This window comes from Cupriavidus pauculus (assembly GCF_022179805.1).
Lineage (GTDB): Bacteria > Pseudomonadota > Gammaproteobacteria > Burkholderiales > Burkholderiaceae > Cupriavidus > Cupriavidus pauculus_E.
Genome location: NZ_BPUO01000020.1, coordinates 32,191 through 47,960 on the forward strand (window position 1 = coordinate 32,191; position 15,770 = coordinate 47,960).

Below are 15,770 nucleotides of genomic sequence, written 5' to 3' on the forward strand. Positions count from 1 at the left end.
ACCGACAGGGGTAACGGAACCATGACCTACGGCGCGCAGGATTGCCTGCTGGTTGTCGACGTGCAATACGATTTCATGCCTGGTGGCGCGCTGGCCGTGCCGCAGGGCAACGAGGTCGTGCCCGTGGTCAACCGGCTGGCAGCGGCGTTCGAGCATGTGGTGCTGACGCAGGACTGGCATCCGGCCGGCCATGCGTCGTTTGCCACCAGCCATGCCGGCGCGGTGCCGTTCCAGACCACCATGCTGCCGTACGGCGAGCAGGTGCTGTGGCCCGACCACTGCGTGCAGGACACTGACGGCGCCGCGCTTCACGCGGACCTGCATGTCCCGCATGCACGGCTGGTGATCCGCAAGGGTCATCACGCCGGGGTGGACAGCTACAGCGCCTTCGTGGAAGCGGACCGCACGACGAAAACCGGCCTGGCCGGCTACCTGCGCGAGCAGGGCGTGCGGCGCGTGGTCTTCGCGGGGCTGGCAACGGACTACTGCGTGGCCTGGAGCGCGCTCGATGCGCGCGCCGCCGGCTTCGAGGCCGTGATCGTCGAGGACGCCTGCCGCGCAATCGACCTGAACGGGTCGCTGGCGCAGGCGTGGCGCGATCTGGCCGAGGCTGGTGTCCAGCGCATGACGTCCGAGGCATTGCTGGCCGGTAGTGCGAACCACAATCCCTGGCTGCCCGAATCCTGACGGCTCACGCCGCAATACCGAATATTTCTCGCATATTTGCGAAAGAACCAAGATACCGAGGAGCAACACATGAACGAGGCAGTCATCGTATCCACGGCGCGCACCGCGCTGGCCAAGAGCTGGAAAGGCGCTTTCAACATGACCCACGGCGCCACCCTGGGCGGCCATGCCGTGCAGCACGCCATCGCCCGCGCCAAGATCGAGGCCGGTGAAGTGGAAGACGTGCTGATGGGCTGTGCCAACCCCGAAGGCGCCACCGGTGCCAACATCGCGCGCCAGATCGCACTGCGCGCCGGCTGCCCGGTGACCGTGCCCGGCGCCACCGTGAACCGCTTCTGCTCGTCGGGCCTGCAGACCATCGCCATGGCGGCACAGCGCGTGATCGCCGACGAAGGCGACATCTTCGTGGCCGGCGGCGTTGAGTCGATCTCGTGCGTGCAGCAGGAGATGAACCGCCACATGATCCAGGAAAGCTGGCTGAACAAGAACAAGCCGGAAATCTACTGGAGCATGCTGCAGACCGCCGAGAACGTGGCCAAGCGCTACAACATCTCGAAGGACCGCCAGGACGAGTACGGTGTCCAGAGCCAGCTGCGTGCCGCAGCCGCGCTGGAAGCCGGCAAGTTCAAGGACGAGATCGTGCCGATGACGGTACTGGCGGGCGTGGCCGACAAGGCCACTGGCCAGCTGATGACCAAGGAAGTCACGATCGACGCCGACGAAGGCATCCGCGCCGACACCACGCTGGAAGGCGTGTCGAAGATCCGCACGGCAATGCCCGGTGGCGTGATCACCGCTGGCAACGCGTCGCAGTTCTCGGACGGCGCCTCGGCAGCCGTGGTCATGAACGCACGCGTGGCAGCGGCCAAGGGCCTGCAGCCGCTGGGCGTGTTCCGCGGCTTTGCCGTGGCCGGTTGCGAACCCGATGAAATGGGTATCGGCCCGGTGTTCGCGGTGCCCAAGCTGCTGAAGAAGACGGGTCTCAAGGTCGAGGACATCGGCCTGTGGGAACTGAACGAGGCGTTCGCTGTGCAGGTGCTGTACTGCGCTGACAAGCTGGGCATCCCGATGGATCGCCTGAACGTCAACGGCGGTGCCATCGCCGTGGGCCACCCGTACGGTGTGTCTGGTGCGCGCCTGGTTGGCCATGCGCTGATCGAAGGCAAGCGTCGTGGCGTCAAGTACGTCGTGGTGACGATGTGCATCGGCGGCGGCCAGGGCGCTGCTGGCCTGTTCGAAGTGCTGTAAGCCTCCGGACTACCCGCTGCTGGTTGTCTCCCCTCTCCCGCAAAGCGGGAGAGGGGCCGGGGGTGAGGGCCCAGCGCTTCAATTTGCCAATATCGCATCTTGAGCCGCCAACCCTCACCCCCAACCCCTCTCCCGCTTGCGGGAGAGGGGAGCATTCCCTCATCGCATTTTCGAAGGCCAAGCCTGCCCTTCGTTTCAGCCCGGAGCCTAGCATTCCATGTCGCTGATTCTTTCCCGTCGTGATCTCAACTTCGTGCTCTACGAATGGCTCAAGGCCGAGTCACTGACCGAAATTCCCCGCTATGCAGACCATTCGCGCGAGACGTTCGACGCCGCGCTGGATACCTGCGAAAAGATTGCCACCGACCTGTTCGCGCCCCACAACAAAAAGAGCGACGGCAACGAACCGCATTTCGACGGCGAGACCGTCACGATCATTCCCGAGGTCAAGACGGCCCTGAAGGCGTTCTGCGAAGCCGGGCTGATGGCTGCTGGCCAGGACTACGAGTACGGCGGCATGCAATTGCCGGTCACGCTGGAAAAGGCCGCGTTCGCGTACTTCAAGGCGGCCAACGTCGGCACGAGTTCGTATCCGTTCCTGACCATCGGCAACTCCAACCTGCTGCTGACGCACGGCACGCCGACGCAGATCGACACCTTCGTACGTCCCGAGCTGGAAGGCCGGTTCTTCGGCACGATGTGCCTGTCCGAGCCGCAGGCCGGATCGTCGCTGTCGGACATCACCACGCGCGCCGATTTCGAAGGCGAATCGCCGTTCGGGCAGCAGTACCGGCTGCGCGGCAACAAGATGTGGATCTCGGCCGGCGAGCATGAGCTGTCCGACAATATCGTCCATCTGGTGCTGGCCAAGATTCCCGGCCCCGACGGCAAGCCGATTCCGGGCGTGAAGGGCATCTCGCTGTTCATCGTGCCGAAGTACCTGGTCAACGAAGACGGCTCGCTGGGCGAGCACAACGACGTGGTGCTGGCCGGCCTGAACCACAAGATGGGCTATCGCGGCACCACCAATTGCCTGCTGAATTTTGGCGAGGGCATGAAGTACCGCCCCAACGGCAAGGCAGGCGCGATTGGCTACCTGGTTGGCGAGCCGCACAAGGGTCTGGCCTGCATGTTCCACATGATGAACGAGGCCCGCATCGGCGTAGGTCTTGGCGCCGTGGCACTGGGCTACACCGGCTACCTGCACTCGCTCGACTACGCACGTAATCGTCCGCAGGGCCGTCCGGTGGGGCCGCAGGGCAAGGACCCGGCCAGCCCGCAGGTCAAGCTCGTGGAGCACGCCGACGTGCGCCGCATGCTGCTGGCGCAGAAGAGCTATGTCGAGGGTGGCCTGGCGCTGAACCTGTATTGCGCGCGGCTCGTCGATGAAGAGCATGCGGCCAAGGCCGCTGGTGCGACGGAGACGCAGCGCGAACTGGCGCTGCTGCTCGACATCCTGACGCCGATCGCCAAGAGCTGGCCGTCGCAATGGTGCCTGGAAGCCAACAGCCTGGCCATCCAGGTGCATGGCGGCTACGGCTATACGCGTGAGTACAACGTCGAGCAGTTCTATCGCGACAACCGCCTGAATCCGATTCATGAAGGCACGCACGGCATTCAGGGCCTGGACCTGCTGGGCCGCAAGGTCGTGATGCAGGATGGCGCTGCGTTCCAGTTGCTGGGCAAGCGCGTGCAGGCCACCTGTGAACGGGCTGCCGCCAGCGGCGACAAGACGCTTGGCGAGCAGGCCCGCGCGCTGGGCGCCGCCACCGCGCGTCTGGCCGAGGTCACGCGCACACTCTGGGCGGCCGGCGACACGAACGTGACGCTGGCCAATGCATCGGTCTATCTCGAAGCATTCGGCCACATCGTTGTCTCGTGGATCTGGCTCGAACAGGCGCTGGTGGCGCAGGCCGCCGTGGCGGGCGCCGCTGGCGAGGACGCCGATTTCTATCGCGGCAAGCTCGCGGCGGCGGCGTTCTTCTTCCGCTTCGAACTGCCGAAGGTCTATCCGCAGCTCGACCTGCTGGCCTCGCTGGACCGCACGACGCTCGACATGCAGGACGCCTGGTTCTAAAGCCGGGTGTTCCAGAAACAAAAATTGGGAGACAACATGAGAACCATCCAGCAACTGTTCGACCTGAAGGGCCGCACCGCGCTGATCACGGGCGGATCGCGCGGCCTGGGCCTGCAGATTGCCGAAGCACTGGGCGAGCAGGGCGCCCGCGTGGTGCTGTCGGCACGCAAGGCCGACGAGCTGCAGTCGGCGCAGGCGCACCTGAAGGCGCGCGGCATCGAGGCCGACTGGATTGCCGCCGACGGCTCGCGCGAAGACGAAATCGCACGACTGGCCGATGAAGCGTTGGCCAAGCTTGGCCACGTGGACATCCTGGTCAACAACGCAGGCGCCACGTGGGGCGCCCCGGCGGAAGATCATCCAATCGAAGCCTGGGACAAGGTGATGAACCTGAACATCCGCGGGCTGTTCCTGCTGTCGCAGAAGATCGGCAAGCTGTCGATGATCCCGCGCCGCAATGGCCGCATCATCAACGTGGCGTCGATTGCTGGCCTGGCCGGCAATCCGCCGGGGTCGATGGAGACGATCGCGTACAACACGTCGAAGGGTGCCGTGATCAACTTCACGCGCACGCTGGCGGCGGAATGGGGCGAGCACAACATCACCGTCAATGCGCTGGCGCCGGGCTTCTTCCCGTCGAAGATGACCAAGGGCTCGCTGGACCGCCTGGGCGTGGACAAGATGTGCGAAGGCGTGCCGCTTCACCGCCTGGGCGACGACGAAGACCTGAAGGGCGCCGCGCTGCTGTTCGCATCGGACGCCGGCAAGCACATCACGGGTCAGGTGCTGGCAGTTGATGGCGGGGTTAGCGCGGTTTGATGCGGCGCTCTCCCTGGTTTGTTTTGCTCCCCTCTCCCATGCAATGGGAGAGGGGCCGGGGGTGAGGGCGCGGAGGTTCAAATTGCGATTTGTCTCGATTTGAGCCACTAAGCCCTCACCCCCAACCCCTCTCCCGCGCGCGGGAGAGGGGAGCAGATATCAGGGATCACTGAAAACCGCGCATAATCCCAGATCACGTTTTACCAGCCCCCAATCATGACCCAGCGCCCCCACAGCATTCCATTCCTTACCGACCTCGGCGTCGTCTTCAACTACATGGAGGGCGGCCGCAGCGAGATCGAGCTCGACCTGCAGAAGCGCCACCAGAACAGCTGGGACATGGCGCACGGTGGCGTCATCATGACGCTGCTGGATGTGGCGATGGCCATCGCGGGCCGGTCGTCGGACGCGGACGGGCGCGGCGTGGTCACCATCGAGATGAAGACCAGTTTCATGTCGCCGGGCCGAGGCAAGCTGACCGCGCGCGGCCAGACCGTGCATCGCACGACGACGATGGTGTTCTGCGAGGGCGAGATCGTCGATGCCGACGGCAAGGTCGTGTCGAAGGCATCCGGCACATTCAAGTACATCAAGCGCATGCCGCCCAAGCGTGAAACCGGCGCGGCCGATTCGGGCGCGGACGGCTGATCCCGTCGCGCCAGCAGTTTTTCCTTTCACAACACACCTAGAGCGAAGGAACCGATCATGTCGAAGCAAACCTACAAGCGCATCGTCCTGGCCTCGCGCCCCACGGCAGCCGTCACGCCCGACAACTTCCGCCTGGAAGAAGTGGCCGTGCCTGAACTGGCTGACGGCCAGGTCATGGTGCGCAACCATTTCCTGTCGCTGGACCCGTACATGCGCGGCCGCATGAGCGAAAGCAAGTCGTACGCCGACCCGCAACCGCTGGATTCCGTGATGATCGGCGGCACCGTGGGCGAGGTGGTCGCCAGCAAGAACCCGAAATGGAACGTGGGCGACAAGGTCGTCGGCATGTTCGGCTGGCAGGAAATCGGCATCACCGACGGCGGCGGCATGCAGAAGGTCGATACCACGCATATCCCGCTGTCCGCCTACCTAGGCTCGGTCGGCATGCCCGGCGTGACGGCCTGGTACGGCCTGAACAAGATCATCGCGCCGAAGGCTGGCGAGACGATCGTTGTCAGCGCGGCCTCGGGCGCCGTGGGCAGCGTGGTGGGCCAACTGGCCAAGCTGGCGGGCTGCCATGTGGTGGGCGTGGCCGGTGGCAAGGACAAGTGCGACTACGTGACCCGTGAACTGGGCTTTGACGCGTGCGTGGACTACAAGGCGGCCAAGGACGCCAAGGAGCTGTACGCGATGGTCAAGGCCGTGACGCCGAATGGTGTCGATGGCTATTTCGAGAACGTCGGTGGCGACATCCTCGACGTGGTGCTGTCCCGCCTGAATCCGTTCGCGCGCATTGCCGTGTGCGGCCTGATCGCCGGCTACGACGGCCAGGACATGCCGCTGCGCAATCCGCGCGCCATTCTGGTGTCGCGCTGCAAGATCGAGGGCTTCATCGTGTCCGAGCACATGGAAGTCTGGCCCCAGGCGCTCAAGGAACTGGGCGGCTATGTGGCCCAGGGCAAGATCAAGTTCCGCGAAAGCATTGCCGAAGGTCTGGCCAGCGCGCCGGACGCCTTCATCGGCCTGCTGAAGGGCAAAAACTTCGGTAAGCAGCTCGTGAAGATGGTCTGACCGCAAGACTGCACAAAAACAAGCAGCAAGCCCACAAAGGAGACAGCCATGAACGCCCCGCAATCCCCCGCCGACCGTGACGACATCGCCGCAGGCCTGTCCGAGGAGGTCAAGGCCCGCTACCGCAACCTGCCGCGTCCGCCGAAGTTCGATACCCCGGCGCAAGAGCGGCTGCATCGCAAGCAGCGGCTGGCGGCGGCGTTCCGGCTGTTCTCCAAGTTTGGCTTTGACGAGGGCGTGGCCGGCCATATCACGGCGCGCGACCCCGAGTTCACCGATACGTTCTGGGTCAATCCGTTCGGCGTGCATTTCAGCCAGGTCAAGGCGTCGAACCTGATCCGCTGCGATCACCATGGCAACGTGGTGGAGGGCGACTATCCGGTGAATGCGGCCGCCTTTGCGATCCACTCGCGCGTGCACCAGACCCGCGACGACGCCGTGGCCGCGGCCCATTCGCACAGCACACATGGCCGGGCGTGGTCCACGCTGGGCCGCAAGCTCGACCCGCTGACGCAGGATGTCTGCGCGTTCTACAACGATCACGCGCTGTACGACGATTTCGGCGGCGTGGTGGTCGAACTGGACGAGGGCCAGCGCATTGCCAACGCGCTGGGGCCGAACAAGGCGGTGATCCTGCAGAACCATGGTCTGCTGACGGTAGGCAAGACCGTGGACGAAGCCGCCTGGTGGTTCATCACGATGGAGCGGTCGTGCCAGGTGCAGATCCTGGCGGAATCGGCGGCCGCCCGTACCGGCGAGGCGCCGAAGACGATCAGCGACGCCGCCGCGCGCCAGGCGTGCTCGATCGTGGGTACGGCCCAGGCCGGCTGGTTCCAGTTTCAGCCGTTGTACGCACGAATCGTTAAAGAACAGCCGGATCTGCTCGATTAAGAAGGGGTCACAATCCGGTCAACGCCGGACGAATTCCTCGATCCTTCTTCTAAAAGGCCAAGATGCCCGAAATCATCCTGCATCAATACGCAACGTCGCCGTTCTCCGAGAAAGTTCGGCTCGTATTGGGTGCCAAGAACATGTCGTGGTGTGCGGTGGAAATTCCGCCGATCATGCCCAAGCCCGACGTCACCGCACTGACCGGCGGCTATCGCCGAACCCCGGTGATGCAGATCGGTGCCGATATCTACTGCGATACGGCCCTGATCTGCGCGGTGCTGGACCGAATGGCGCCCAATCCGCCGCTTTACCCGGCTGCCCAGGCGGCTCACGCACGCATGGCCGCGGCCTGGATCGACAGTGCGCTGTTCACGGCCACCGTCACCTATGCAATGCAGCCGGCCGGGGTGCAGGCGATGCTGTCGCACCTGTCGCCGGGGCAGATCCAGGCATTCATGGCCGACCGCAAGGCCATGCGCGGCGATACCAATGCGCTGCGCATGCCGTTGCCCGAGGCGGCGGCGATGCTGCATGAGACGTTCGCGCAGTTGCAGGAGCAGTTTGCGGCCGGCGTCCAGCACGTGGCCGGGCCGGAACTGTCGATTGCCGATTTTTCGCTGTTCCACTGCATCTGGTTCATCCGCCGCGCGCCGGCGCTGGCCGCGCTGCTCGACGGCTATCCGCTGGTCAAGACGTGGTTCGCGCGCATGCAGGCGTACGGGCACGGCAAGCTCCGCGTGGTGCCGTCGGAATCGGCCATTGCCGATGCCTACGACCACGATCCGCTCCCGCACGACCCGACCATCCTGCCCGGCGCCGGCTTTGCCGCTGGCGACGCAGTCACCGTCACCCCCAACGACTACGCCAAGGACCCGGTTGCCGGCGTACTGCTGACGCTGACCGAGCACGTGGTGACCATCCGCCGCCAGGACTCCCGCGCCGGCGCGGTCAACGTGAATTTCCCGCGCCAGAACTACCACGTCCGCGCAGCAGGTTGAAGGACTGAAAGAGTGTTCCCCTCTCCCGCAAAGCGGGAGAGGGGAGCAAGACAAAGACAAAAGCGAGCCAAGACAAACCATCCGTAAACGGAGGAGACAACCATGAAGCAGTTCGAAGGCAGGGTAGCCGTCATTACCGGGGGTGCCTCGGGATTCGGCAAGGAATTCGCGCGGATTGGTGCCCAGCTGGGCATGAAGCTCGTACTGGCCGACGTCCAGGAAGACGCGCTCGATGCCACGGTTGCCGAACTGAAGTCGCAGGGCACGCAGGTCATCGGCCTGCGTACGGATGTGTCGAAGGCCGAGCAGGTGCAGGCGCTGGCCGATGCCGCGATGACCACGTTCGGTGAGGTCAACCTCGTGTTCAACAACGCGGGCGTGGGCGCGGGCGGCTTTGTCTGGGAAAACACCGAGAAGGACTGGGAGTGGGTGCTGGGCGTGAACCTGTACGGGGTTATCCACGGCGTGCGCATCTTTACTCCGCTGATGCTGGCGGCCGCCGCCAAGGATCCGTCGTTCCAGGGGCATATCATCAATACGGCGTCGATGGCCGGGCTGCTGAATCCGCCGGCGATGGGCGTCTACAACGTGTCCAAGCACGCGGTGGTGTCGCTCACCGAAACGCTCCATCACGACCTGGGCCTGGTCACCGAACAGGTGCGCTGCTCGGTACTGTGCCCGTACTTCGTGCCAACCGGCATCAGCCAGTCGCACCGCAATCGTCCCTCGGGCCTGACCAACGATGCGCCGCCCACGCGGTCGCAGATGGTGTCGCAGGCGCTGTCGGACAAGGCAGTCAGTTCGGGCAAGGTCACGGCCGCCGACGTGGCGCAACTGACGTTCGACGCCATCCGCGACGAAAGCTTCTATATTTATTCGCACCCGCAGGCACTGGCCGCGGTGCGACAGCGCATGGAACACATCGTCGACCAGACCAATCCTGGCGATCCGTTCGGCGACAGGCCCGAAGTGCGTGCGGGTCTGGTTGCCGCGCTGCGTGGCTGACCTGGCCACTTTCTTGCATCGTCGACTGGGAGACCTGTGATGGCAGAAATGGCCATGGAGACCATGATGACCGCACCCGCCGTGATTCATCACCTGCAGTTCGCCAATTTGCCCAATGGCATGCGACTGCATTACGGCAGTGCGGGAGAGCAAGGCAAGCCGCTGATCCTGTTCGTACACGGCTTTCCGGAGTTCTGGTACGCGTGGGAACGGCAGCTGGCCGAATTTGGCCAGACCCATTTTGCAGTGGCCCCCGACCTGCGCGGCTTCAACCTGTCGGGCAAGCCGGCGGCGGCCGAGGCCTACCGGCCGAAGCAGCTGGTCGAAGACCTCGTGCAGTTCATCCGCGTGCTGGGCTACGACCGCTGCACGATCGTGGCCCATGACTGGGGCGGGGCGGTCTGCTGGAACCTGGCGGCCCAGTTCCCGGACCTGATCGAGCGTTTTGTCATCATCAACTCGCCGCACCCGTACCTGTTTGCCCGCGCGTTGTCCGCCGATCCGGCGCAACAGCAGGCGTCGGCTTACATGAACTGGCTGCGCAAGCCCGGATCGGAACAGGCGCTGGCCGCCAACGACTTCGCGCTGCTGGAAAAGATGCTGACCGGCGATGCGGGCAGCCCGCCCGCGTGGTTCAACGGCGAGACGCGCGCCAAGTATCACGCCGCCTGGTCAGAACCGGGCGACGAGGGCTCGCATCCGCTGACTGGCGGGGTGAACTACTACCGCGCCACGCCCATGCATCCGCCAGCCCAGGGCGAAACGGCTCCCGACATCTCGCGGCTGGACCCGTCCATGTTCGTGATCCGGGTGCCGACGCTGGTGATCTGGGGCGAAAACGACCGGGCGCTACCCAAGTCGCTGGTCAACGGGCTGGACGAGTTCGTGCCCGACCTGCGCCTGGAGCGCATTCCGGAAGGCACGCACTGGATCATTCACGAGCAGCCGGAGCGGATCAACCTGTTGATCCGCAGCGCGCTGCCGTGAATGGCTGAACGGGCAGGTGAGGTGATTCAGCTCAGTCGTTCGCGATAGAGCCTGTAGTTCTCGTCGTCGAAGCAGACGAACGTCACCTGCTCGATCTTGGGCGCGCGGGCCAGCGCCTCGCGTACCGCCGCAATGGCGATATCGACGGCCCGCTCGCGCGGAAAGCCGTAGATGCCCGTGCTGATGTTCGGAAAGGCCACCGTGCGCAGGTTATGCTCCGCCGCCAGGCGGATGCTGTTGCGGTAGGCGTTGGCCAGCAGTTCGTCCTCGTTCTGTCCGCCGCCTTGCCAGACCGGCCCGACCGCGTGGATGACATAGGGCGCCGGCAGCAGGCCTCCCGTGGTGATGACGGCCTCGCCGGTCGGGCAGCCGCCTTGTGTATCGCGAATGGCCTGGCACGCCGTCTTGATGGCCAGCCCGCCCGCGCCATGGATCGCCCCGTCCACACCGCCGCCGCCAAGCAGGCCGCTATTGGCCGCGTTGACGATGGCGTCTACCTCCATCCGCGTGATATCCCCGTGCACAACCTGCAAATGCTCGCCTGTCATGGTGTCTCCTGGTTCGAATGGGACCTGTCGAAACTCTGCCTGGGATGCCCTACTAGCATAGGCGGCAAACGTGCGCCCGGCAGCATCGCAGGCATGGCCGGTGATCGCGCAAAAGGTGCAGCAAGCGTGGATCCAAGGGTTATTTCGTAATGCCGCTGCCGGCAAACGCTGGCATAGTTACAGAAATCGAACGACCGTTCACAATTTGAAACTGTCTCGAATCCCGGCGAACCTGCACGTACTCGCACGTACCTGCAGGGCCTTTGTGGTTATGGTGTGCCCCCGATCGGCAACGGTCTAACATGGCCGCCAGTCCGACTTCGACCGATCGACATGTCCGCCCAGCCTTATCCATCCACTCCCGGTTTGCCCGCCCAGCCGCTCGACCCCCAGGTCGCGCAGCTGCTTGAGCTGATCGGGCGGGCCAAGCGGCCGTCGCTCCATACGATGGAGCCGGCGGACGCCAAGATCGGCTACGAAAAAAGCGCGCCGATCCTGGACCTGAACCCGGCCCCGGTGCACGCCGTGGAGAATTTCACCGTCGCCGCGCGCGACGGCCATGAGATTCCGGTGCGGCTCTATGCGCCGCGCGAGGCAAGCTGGGCCGATCCGCTGCCGCTGCTGGTGTACTTCCATGGCGGCGGATTCACGGTCGGCAGCGTCAATTCGCATGACTCGCTGTGCCGCGTGTTCTGCAACGGGGCCGACTGCCTGGTGCTGTCGGTCGACTACCGGCTAGGGCCGGACTGGAAGTTTCCGACCGCCGCCAACGACGCGTTCGACGTGTTGCACTGGGTGTTCGCCGAAGCGGCGCGCCTGGGCGCGGACCCGGCGTGCATCGCCATCGGTGGCGACAGCGCGGGCGGCACGCTGGCCGCGGCATGTGCCGTCGAGGCGCGTGATGCCGGCTTGCAGCCGGTGCTGCAGATGCTGATCTATCCGGGCACGAGTGCGCGCCAGGATATGCCGTCGCACCGCGCACTGGCCGACGGCTACCTGCTGACGGCCGACATGATCCAGTGGTTCTTCTCGCAGTACCTGGACACGGACGCAAGCCGCGACGACTGGCGCTTCGCGCCGCTCGACGGCGGTGGCGCCGGCGCCGATGTGCGCGGCGTCTGCCCGGCCTGGGTGGCCGTGGCTGGCTACGACCCGCTGCACGACGAAGGGGTGGCCTATGCGGCCAAGCTCCAGGCGGCGGGCGTGTCGGCAGTGCTTGCCGACTACCCGACGATGATCCACGATTTCTTCAAGCTCGGACGTTTCATCCACGCGGTGGCCGGCGCGCATGCCGATGCCGTGGCCGCGTTGCGGAGGGCGTTCGGCACGTAGCAACAGAATTACCAGGATTTCCGGCCCGACCCCTCCCATAACAACCGGGGCGGGCCCGCAACTGTTTCACGGTTTATCGAAGTCGCAACAGTGCATTTTTGCAGCAGAAGGAGACAACACTCATGCAACGCCGCCACTTTATGGCCCAGGTGGGCCTGATCGCCGCTTCGGCCGCAGTTGGAATGGCCGCCATGCCGGCCCATGCCCAGGCGGACAAATTCCCGACCCGCCCGATTCGCCTTGTCATTGGCTACACGGCCGGTGGGTCCACGGACATCCCGTTCCGCGTGCTCGCGGACAACGCCTCGAAGATCCTGGGCCAGCCCGTGATCGTCGAGAACAAGCCCGGTGCCGGCGGTGTGCTGCCCGCACAGATGATGCAGACGACGGCGCCCGACGGCTACACGCTGGCCCAGGTGGCCATGCCCGTGTACCGCCTGCCGTACATCCAGAAGATCAGCTGGGACCCGGTCAAGGACCTGTCCTACGTGATCAACCTGGCCGGCTATTCGTTCGGCCTGGTCGTGCCCGCGGACTCGCCGATCAAGACGATGCAGGACTACATCGCCTACGCCCGCGCCAATCCGGGCAAGCTGACGTACGGCTCGCCGGGCTCGATGACCACGCTGCACCTGACGATGGAAGACCTGGCGCTGCGCCAGAACGTGCAGTTCTCGCACGTGCCGTACAAGGGCAATTCCGAGTCGATGCAGGCACTGCTGGGCGGCCACGTGATGTCGGTGGCCGATACCCCGGCCTGGGCGCAGTACGTGGAAAGCGGCAAGCTGCGTCTGCTGTCCACCTGGGGCGACAAGCGCTCGGCGCGCTTCCCGAACGTGCCGACGCTGAAGGAACTGGGCATGGGCATCGTGCAGACCTCGCCGTTCGGCCTGGTGGCGCCCAAGGGCACCGATCCGGCCATCGTCAAGAAGCTGCATGACGCGTTCAAGCAGGCCATGGAAATGCCGAACTACCGCGAATCGCTGGCCAAGTTCGACATGGAGCCGTACTACATGAACAGCACCCAGTACACGGCCTTTGCCGCCGACACGGTCAAGCGCGAGCGCGCGATCATCGAGAAGCTGGGCCTGAACAAGCCGCAGTAAGCGGGGCGGGCAAGCGGGGCACTCCACGGGGTGCCCCTTTTTCTTTTGGGAGCTACCGACAGATGGCAAAAGAGGATTTTCGCCACAGCGTGCCGCTGCGCGTGCGCTGGTCCGAAGTCGATCCGCAGTCGATCGTGTTCAACGCGCACTACCTGACGTATTGCGACATCTGCGTGACCGAGTACTGGCGTGCGGTAGGTATCCGCTATCCCGAAGACGTGCTGCACGCGCATGGCGTGGACATCTTCGTGGTCAAGTCGACGCTCGAATATCACGCCTCGGCGCGCTTCGACGACATGCTGGAAATTCGTGGGCGCATGGCCCGTCTGGGGCGGTCAAGCATGCTGTTCCGCGTGGAGATGTATCGCGGTGACGAACACCTGATTACCGGCGAGATCGTCTATGTGTGTGCCGATCCGGCTACGCAGAAGTCGGCGCCGATTCCGGGGCAGGTGAGGGAGACGATTACGGATTGGGAGGTGGTGAAGCCTGAGGGTTGACGCTTATTTTTGCTCCGGCTTTTTTTGCTCCCCTCTCCCGCCTTGCGGGAGAGGGGAGCAAGACAAAGGAAGAGGGGTGACCCTCACCGATCCTCCATATACCCCCGGATCACCGAATCAAAGTCCGCATCACCCTGGAACCCCAGCTCCACGGCGCGCGATACATCCCAGGCCGCCGGCCAGGTGCCGACGATCTTCTCGATGCGGTCTTCACGTTCCCATGTCACGCGGTTGGCCACTTCGTCGCCAGCCACGCGGCGCAGGGCTTCCACCATCTGCGCGGCGGTGACCGACAGGCCCGGCAGGTTCACCACGCGGCGGTTGCCAAAGCGGGCGCCATCGAGTTCGATGCCATTGACCAGCGCCTGGATCGCGCCGCGCGGCGACAGCAGCCACAGCGCGGTTTCCGGTGCCACCGGGCAATTGGCGGCCACGCCCGCCAGCGGTTCGCGGATGATGCCGCTGGCGAACGACGACGCGGCGGCGTTGGGCTTGCCCGGACGCACGCTGATCGTCGGCAGGCGCAGCACGCGGCCATCGACAAAGCTCTTGCGGCTGTAGTCCGACAGCAGCAGTTCGCCAATGGCCTTCTGCGCGCCGTACGACGATTGCGGATTCAGCGCGGTGTCGTCCTGCACCACAGGCGGCAGCTTGCCGCCGTAGACCGCCACCGAACTCGTGAACACCACGCGCGGCGCGTGGCCGAGCTGGCGGCACGTTTCCAGCAGCGCGTGCGACGCGTCCAGGTTCACCCGCATGCCCAGGTCGAAATCGGCCTCGGCCTGCCCGCTGACCACAGCGGCCAGGTGGAAGATGGCGCCGGTGTCGCGGTCGATGGCCTGCGCGAGCACGGCCGGGTCCGACAGGTCGCCGGTCACCACGCGCACGCGTGCGTCGTCGATCTGCGGCGCCACCACATCGAGCAGCGTGAGGCGGTCGATGGTGACGGCGCGGCCGTCCAGGTTCAGCGTGCCGCGCTTGAGCAGCAGGCGGGCCAGCTGCTGGCCCAAGAAACCGGCGCCGCCGGTAATCAGTACGTTCATGGTGGCAACAATCCTGTGATTAACGATTCAGGTACGGCTTGAGCCAGCCCAGGCCCGCCGACGTGCCGGCGCGCGGCCGGTACTCGCAGCCGATCCAGCCCGTGTAGCCGAGCCGGTCGATCACGTCGAACAGGTAGGGGTAGTTCAGCTCGCCGATATCGGGCTCGTGCCGTTCGGGCACGCCCGCGATCTGGATATGGCCAATGCCGGCAAAGTCGCGTTCGAGCTTCTTGGCAATGTCGCCTTCCACGATCTGGCAGTGGTAGCAGTCGAACTGCACCTTCAGGTTGGCGGCGCCCACCTGGCGGCAGATGGTCTGGCCGTCGTCCTGGCGGTTCAGGAAGTAGCCCGGCATGTCGCGCGTGTTGATCGGCTCGATCAGCACCGTGATCCCGTGCGAGGCAGCCGACGCCGCCGCGTACGCCAGGTTCTCCAGGTACACGGCGCGGCAGCGCGCGTGGTCCGCGTCGGCCGGGACGATGCCGGCCATCACGTGCACACGGTCGTTGCCGATCACGGCCGCGTATTCCAGGGCCTTGGCAAAGGCCGTGCGGAACTCGGTCTCACGGCCGGGCAGGGCCGCGATGCCGCGCTCGCCGGCGCCCCAGTCGCCCGGCGGCGCGTTGAACAGGGCCTGGGTCAGGCCATGGTCGTCGAGCCGCTTGCGGATCTCGGCAGCCGGATGGTCGTACGGGAACAGGTACTCCACGGCCTGGAAGCCATCTTTTGCCGCGGCGGCAAAGCGGTCCAGGAAGTCGTGCTCCGTGTACATCATCGAGAGGTTCGCGGCAAAGCGCGGCATGTCAGGTC

At 65.1% G+C, this 15,770-nt stretch carries 16 protein-coding genes; 13 read left to right on the forward strand and 3 right to left on the reverse strand.

The annotated features are described in order from the left end of the window. Positions 1 to 21: 21 nt before the first annotated feature. The 10 genes from pncA to MFF62_RS27685 all read left to right on the forward strand — a co-directional run bounded on the left by pncA (position 22) and on the right by MFF62_RS27685 (position 10,431). Positions 22 to 687 (forward strand): bifunctional nicotinamidase/pyrazinamidase, encoded by a 666-nt coding sequence (gene pncA, locus MFF62_RS27640; RefSeq protein WP_238266514.1) that lies wholly within the window; start codon positions 22 to 24, stop codon positions 685 to 687. Positions 688 to 756: 69 nt separating this feature from the next. After that, positions 757 to 1,935: an acetyl-CoA C-acyltransferase gene (locus MFF62_RS27645; RefSeq protein WP_238266515.1), complete on the forward strand. Its 1,179-nt coding sequence runs from the start codon at positions 757 to 759 to the stop codon at positions 1,933 to 1,935. Between the two features lie 217 nt (positions 1,936 to 2,152). Further along, a complete protein-coding gene (locus MFF62_RS27650; RefSeq protein WP_238266516.1) occupies positions 2,153 to 4,012 on the forward strand; it encodes an acyl-CoA dehydrogenase in 1,860 nt (619 codons plus the stop codon). A 36-nt stretch (positions 4,013 to 4,048) separates the two neighbouring features. Next, positions 4,049 to 4,831 (forward strand): SDR family oxidoreductase, encoded by a 783-nt coding sequence (locus tag MFF62_RS27655; RefSeq protein ID WP_238266517.1) that lies wholly within the window; start codon positions 4,049 to 4,051, stop codon positions 4,829 to 4,831. Between the two features lie 216 nt (positions 4,832 to 5,047). Beyond that, positions 5,048 to 5,479, forward strand: coding sequence for a PaaI family thioesterase (locus MFF62_RS27660; RefSeq protein ID WP_283205387.1), 432 nt, complete (start codon positions 5,048 to 5,050; stop codon positions 5,477 to 5,479). A 57-nt stretch (positions 5,480 to 5,536) separates the two neighbouring features. Further along, entirely contained in the window at positions 5,537 to 6,550 is a 1,014-nt protein-coding gene (locus MFF62_RS27665) for an NADP-dependent oxidoreductase (protein ID WP_238266518.1), read from the forward strand. Positions 6,551 to 6,598: 48 nt separating this feature from the next. Continuing rightward, complete coding sequence (locus MFF62_RS27670) at positions 6,599 to 7,441, forward strand: class II aldolase/adducin family protein (protein ID WP_238266520.1); 843 nt, start codon at positions 6,599 to 6,601, stop codon at positions 7,439 to 7,441. Between the two features lie 62 nt (positions 7,442 to 7,503). Beyond that, a complete protein-coding gene (locus MFF62_RS27675) occupies positions 7,504 to 8,439 on the forward strand; it encodes a glutathione S-transferase family protein (RefSeq protein ID WP_238266522.1) in 936 nt (311 codons plus the stop codon). 102 nt (positions 8,440 to 8,541) lie between these two features. Next, positions 8,542 to 9,444 (forward strand): SDR family oxidoreductase, encoded by a 903-nt coding sequence (locus tag MFF62_RS27680; RefSeq protein WP_238266524.1) that lies wholly within the window; start codon positions 8,542 to 8,544, stop codon positions 9,442 to 9,444. Positions 9,445 to 9,498: 54 nt separating this feature from the next. Further along, positions 9,499 to 10,431, forward strand: coding sequence for an alpha/beta fold hydrolase (locus tag MFF62_RS27685; protein ID WP_238266685.1), 933 nt, complete (start codon positions 9,499 to 9,501; stop codon positions 10,429 to 10,431). A gap of 26 nt (positions 10,432 to 10,457) precedes the next feature. Here the strand turns inward: MFF62_RS27685 and MFF62_RS27690 are convergent, their stop codons facing one another. Then, complete coding sequence (locus tag MFF62_RS27690; protein ID WP_238266526.1) at positions 10,458 to 10,979, reverse strand: O-acetyl-ADP-ribose deacetylase; 522 nt, start codon at positions 10,977 to 10,979, stop codon at positions 10,458 to 10,460. 333 nt (positions 10,980 to 11,312) lie between these two features. On the opposite strand from MFF62_RS27690, the gene MFF62_RS27695 reads away from it, so the two are divergent. The 3 genes from MFF62_RS27695 to MFF62_RS27705 all read left to right on the forward strand — a co-directional run bounded on the left by MFF62_RS27695 (position 11,313) and on the right by MFF62_RS27705 (position 13,917). After that, on the forward strand, positions 11,313 to 12,311 hold the full coding sequence (locus MFF62_RS27695; RefSeq protein WP_238266532.1) for an alpha/beta hydrolase: 999 nt from the start codon (positions 11,313 to 11,315) through the stop codon (positions 12,309 to 12,311). Positions 12,312 to 12,433: 122 nt separating this feature from the next. Beyond that, positions 12,434 to 13,417, forward strand: a complete 984-nt coding sequence (locus MFF62_RS27700; RefSeq protein ID WP_238266534.1) for a tripartite tricarboxylate transporter substrate binding protein — start codon at positions 12,434 to 12,436, stop codon at positions 13,415 to 13,417. Positions 13,418 to 13,479: 62 nt separating this feature from the next. Next, positions 13,480 to 13,917: a YbgC/FadM family acyl-CoA thioesterase gene (locus tag MFF62_RS27705; RefSeq protein WP_238266541.1), complete on the forward strand. Its 438-nt coding sequence runs from the start codon at positions 13,480 to 13,482 to the stop codon at positions 13,915 to 13,917. A gap of 83 nt (positions 13,918 to 14,000) precedes the next feature. On the opposite strand, the gene denD is transcribed toward MFF62_RS27705, so the two are convergent. Further along, positions 14,001 to 14,960 (reverse strand): D-erythronate dehydrogenase, encoded by a 960-nt coding sequence (denD, locus tag MFF62_RS27710; protein WP_238266542.1) that lies wholly within the window; start codon positions 14,958 to 14,960, stop codon positions 14,001 to 14,003. A gap of 19 nt (positions 14,961 to 14,979) precedes the next feature. Then, positions 14,980 to 15,762: a 2-oxo-tetronate isomerase gene (gene otnI / locus MFF62_RS27715; RefSeq protein ID WP_238266543.1), complete on the reverse strand. Its 783-nt coding sequence runs from the start codon at positions 15,760 to 15,762 to the stop codon at positions 14,980 to 14,982. Positions 15,763 to 15,770: the final 8 nt, after the last annotated feature.

Excerpts from the sequence above, each read along its gene's own strand:
- pncA (WP_238266514.1), top strand. The coding sequence starts at position 22 with ATGACCTACGGCGCGCAGGATTGCCTGCTGGTTGTCGACGTGCAATAC.
- MFF62_RS27645 (WP_238266515.1), top strand. The coding sequence starts at position 757 with ATGAACGAGGCAGTCATCGTATCCACGGCGCGCACCGCGCTGGCCAAG.
- MFF62_RS27650 (WP_238266516.1), top strand. The coding sequence starts at position 2,153 with ATGTCGCTGATTCTTTCCCGTCGTGATCTCAACTTCGTGCTCTACGAA.
- MFF62_RS27655 (WP_238266517.1), top strand. The coding sequence starts at position 4,049 with ATGAGAACCATCCAGCAACTGTTCGACCTGAAGGGCCGCACCGCGCTG.
- MFF62_RS27660 (WP_283205387.1), top strand. The coding sequence starts at position 5,048 with ATGACCCAGCGCCCCCACAGCATTCCATTCCTTACCGACCTCGGCGTC.
- MFF62_RS27665 (WP_238266518.1), top strand. The coding sequence starts at position 5,537 with ATGTCGAAGCAAACCTACAAGCGCATCGTCCTGGCCTCGCGCCCCACG.
- MFF62_RS27670 (WP_238266520.1), top strand. The coding sequence starts at position 6,599 with ATGAACGCCCCGCAATCCCCCGCCGACCGTGACGACATCGCCGCAGGC.
- MFF62_RS27675 (WP_238266522.1), top strand. The coding sequence starts at position 7,504 with ATGCCCGAAATCATCCTGCATCAATACGCAACGTCGCCGTTCTCCGAG.
- MFF62_RS27680 (WP_238266524.1), top strand. The coding sequence starts at position 8,542 with ATGAAGCAGTTCGAAGGCAGGGTAGCCGTCATTACCGGGGGTGCCTCG.
- MFF62_RS27685 (WP_238266685.1), top strand. The coding sequence starts at position 9,499 with ATGGAGACCATGATGACCGCACCCGCCGTGATTCATCACCTGCAGTTC.
- MFF62_RS27690 (WP_238266526.1), bottom strand. The coding sequence starts at position 10,979 with ATGACAGGCGAGCATTTGCAGGTTGTGCACGGGGATATCACGCGGATG.
- MFF62_RS27695 (WP_238266532.1), top strand. The coding sequence starts at position 11,313 with ATGTCCGCCCAGCCTTATCCATCCACTCCCGGTTTGCCCGCCCAGCCG.
- MFF62_RS27700 (WP_238266534.1), top strand. The coding sequence starts at position 12,434 with ATGCAACGCCGCCACTTTATGGCCCAGGTGGGCCTGATCGCCGCTTCG.
- MFF62_RS27705 (WP_238266541.1), top strand. The coding sequence starts at position 13,480 with ATGGCAAAAGAGGATTTTCGCCACAGCGTGCCGCTGCGCGTGCGCTGG.
- denD (WP_238266542.1), bottom strand. The coding sequence starts at position 14,960 with ATGAACGTACTGATTACCGGCGGCGCCGGTTTCTTGGGCCAGCAGCTG.
- otnI (WP_238266543.1), bottom strand. The coding sequence starts at position 15,762 with ATGCCGCGCTTTGCCGCGAACCTCTCGATGATGTACACGGAGCACGAC.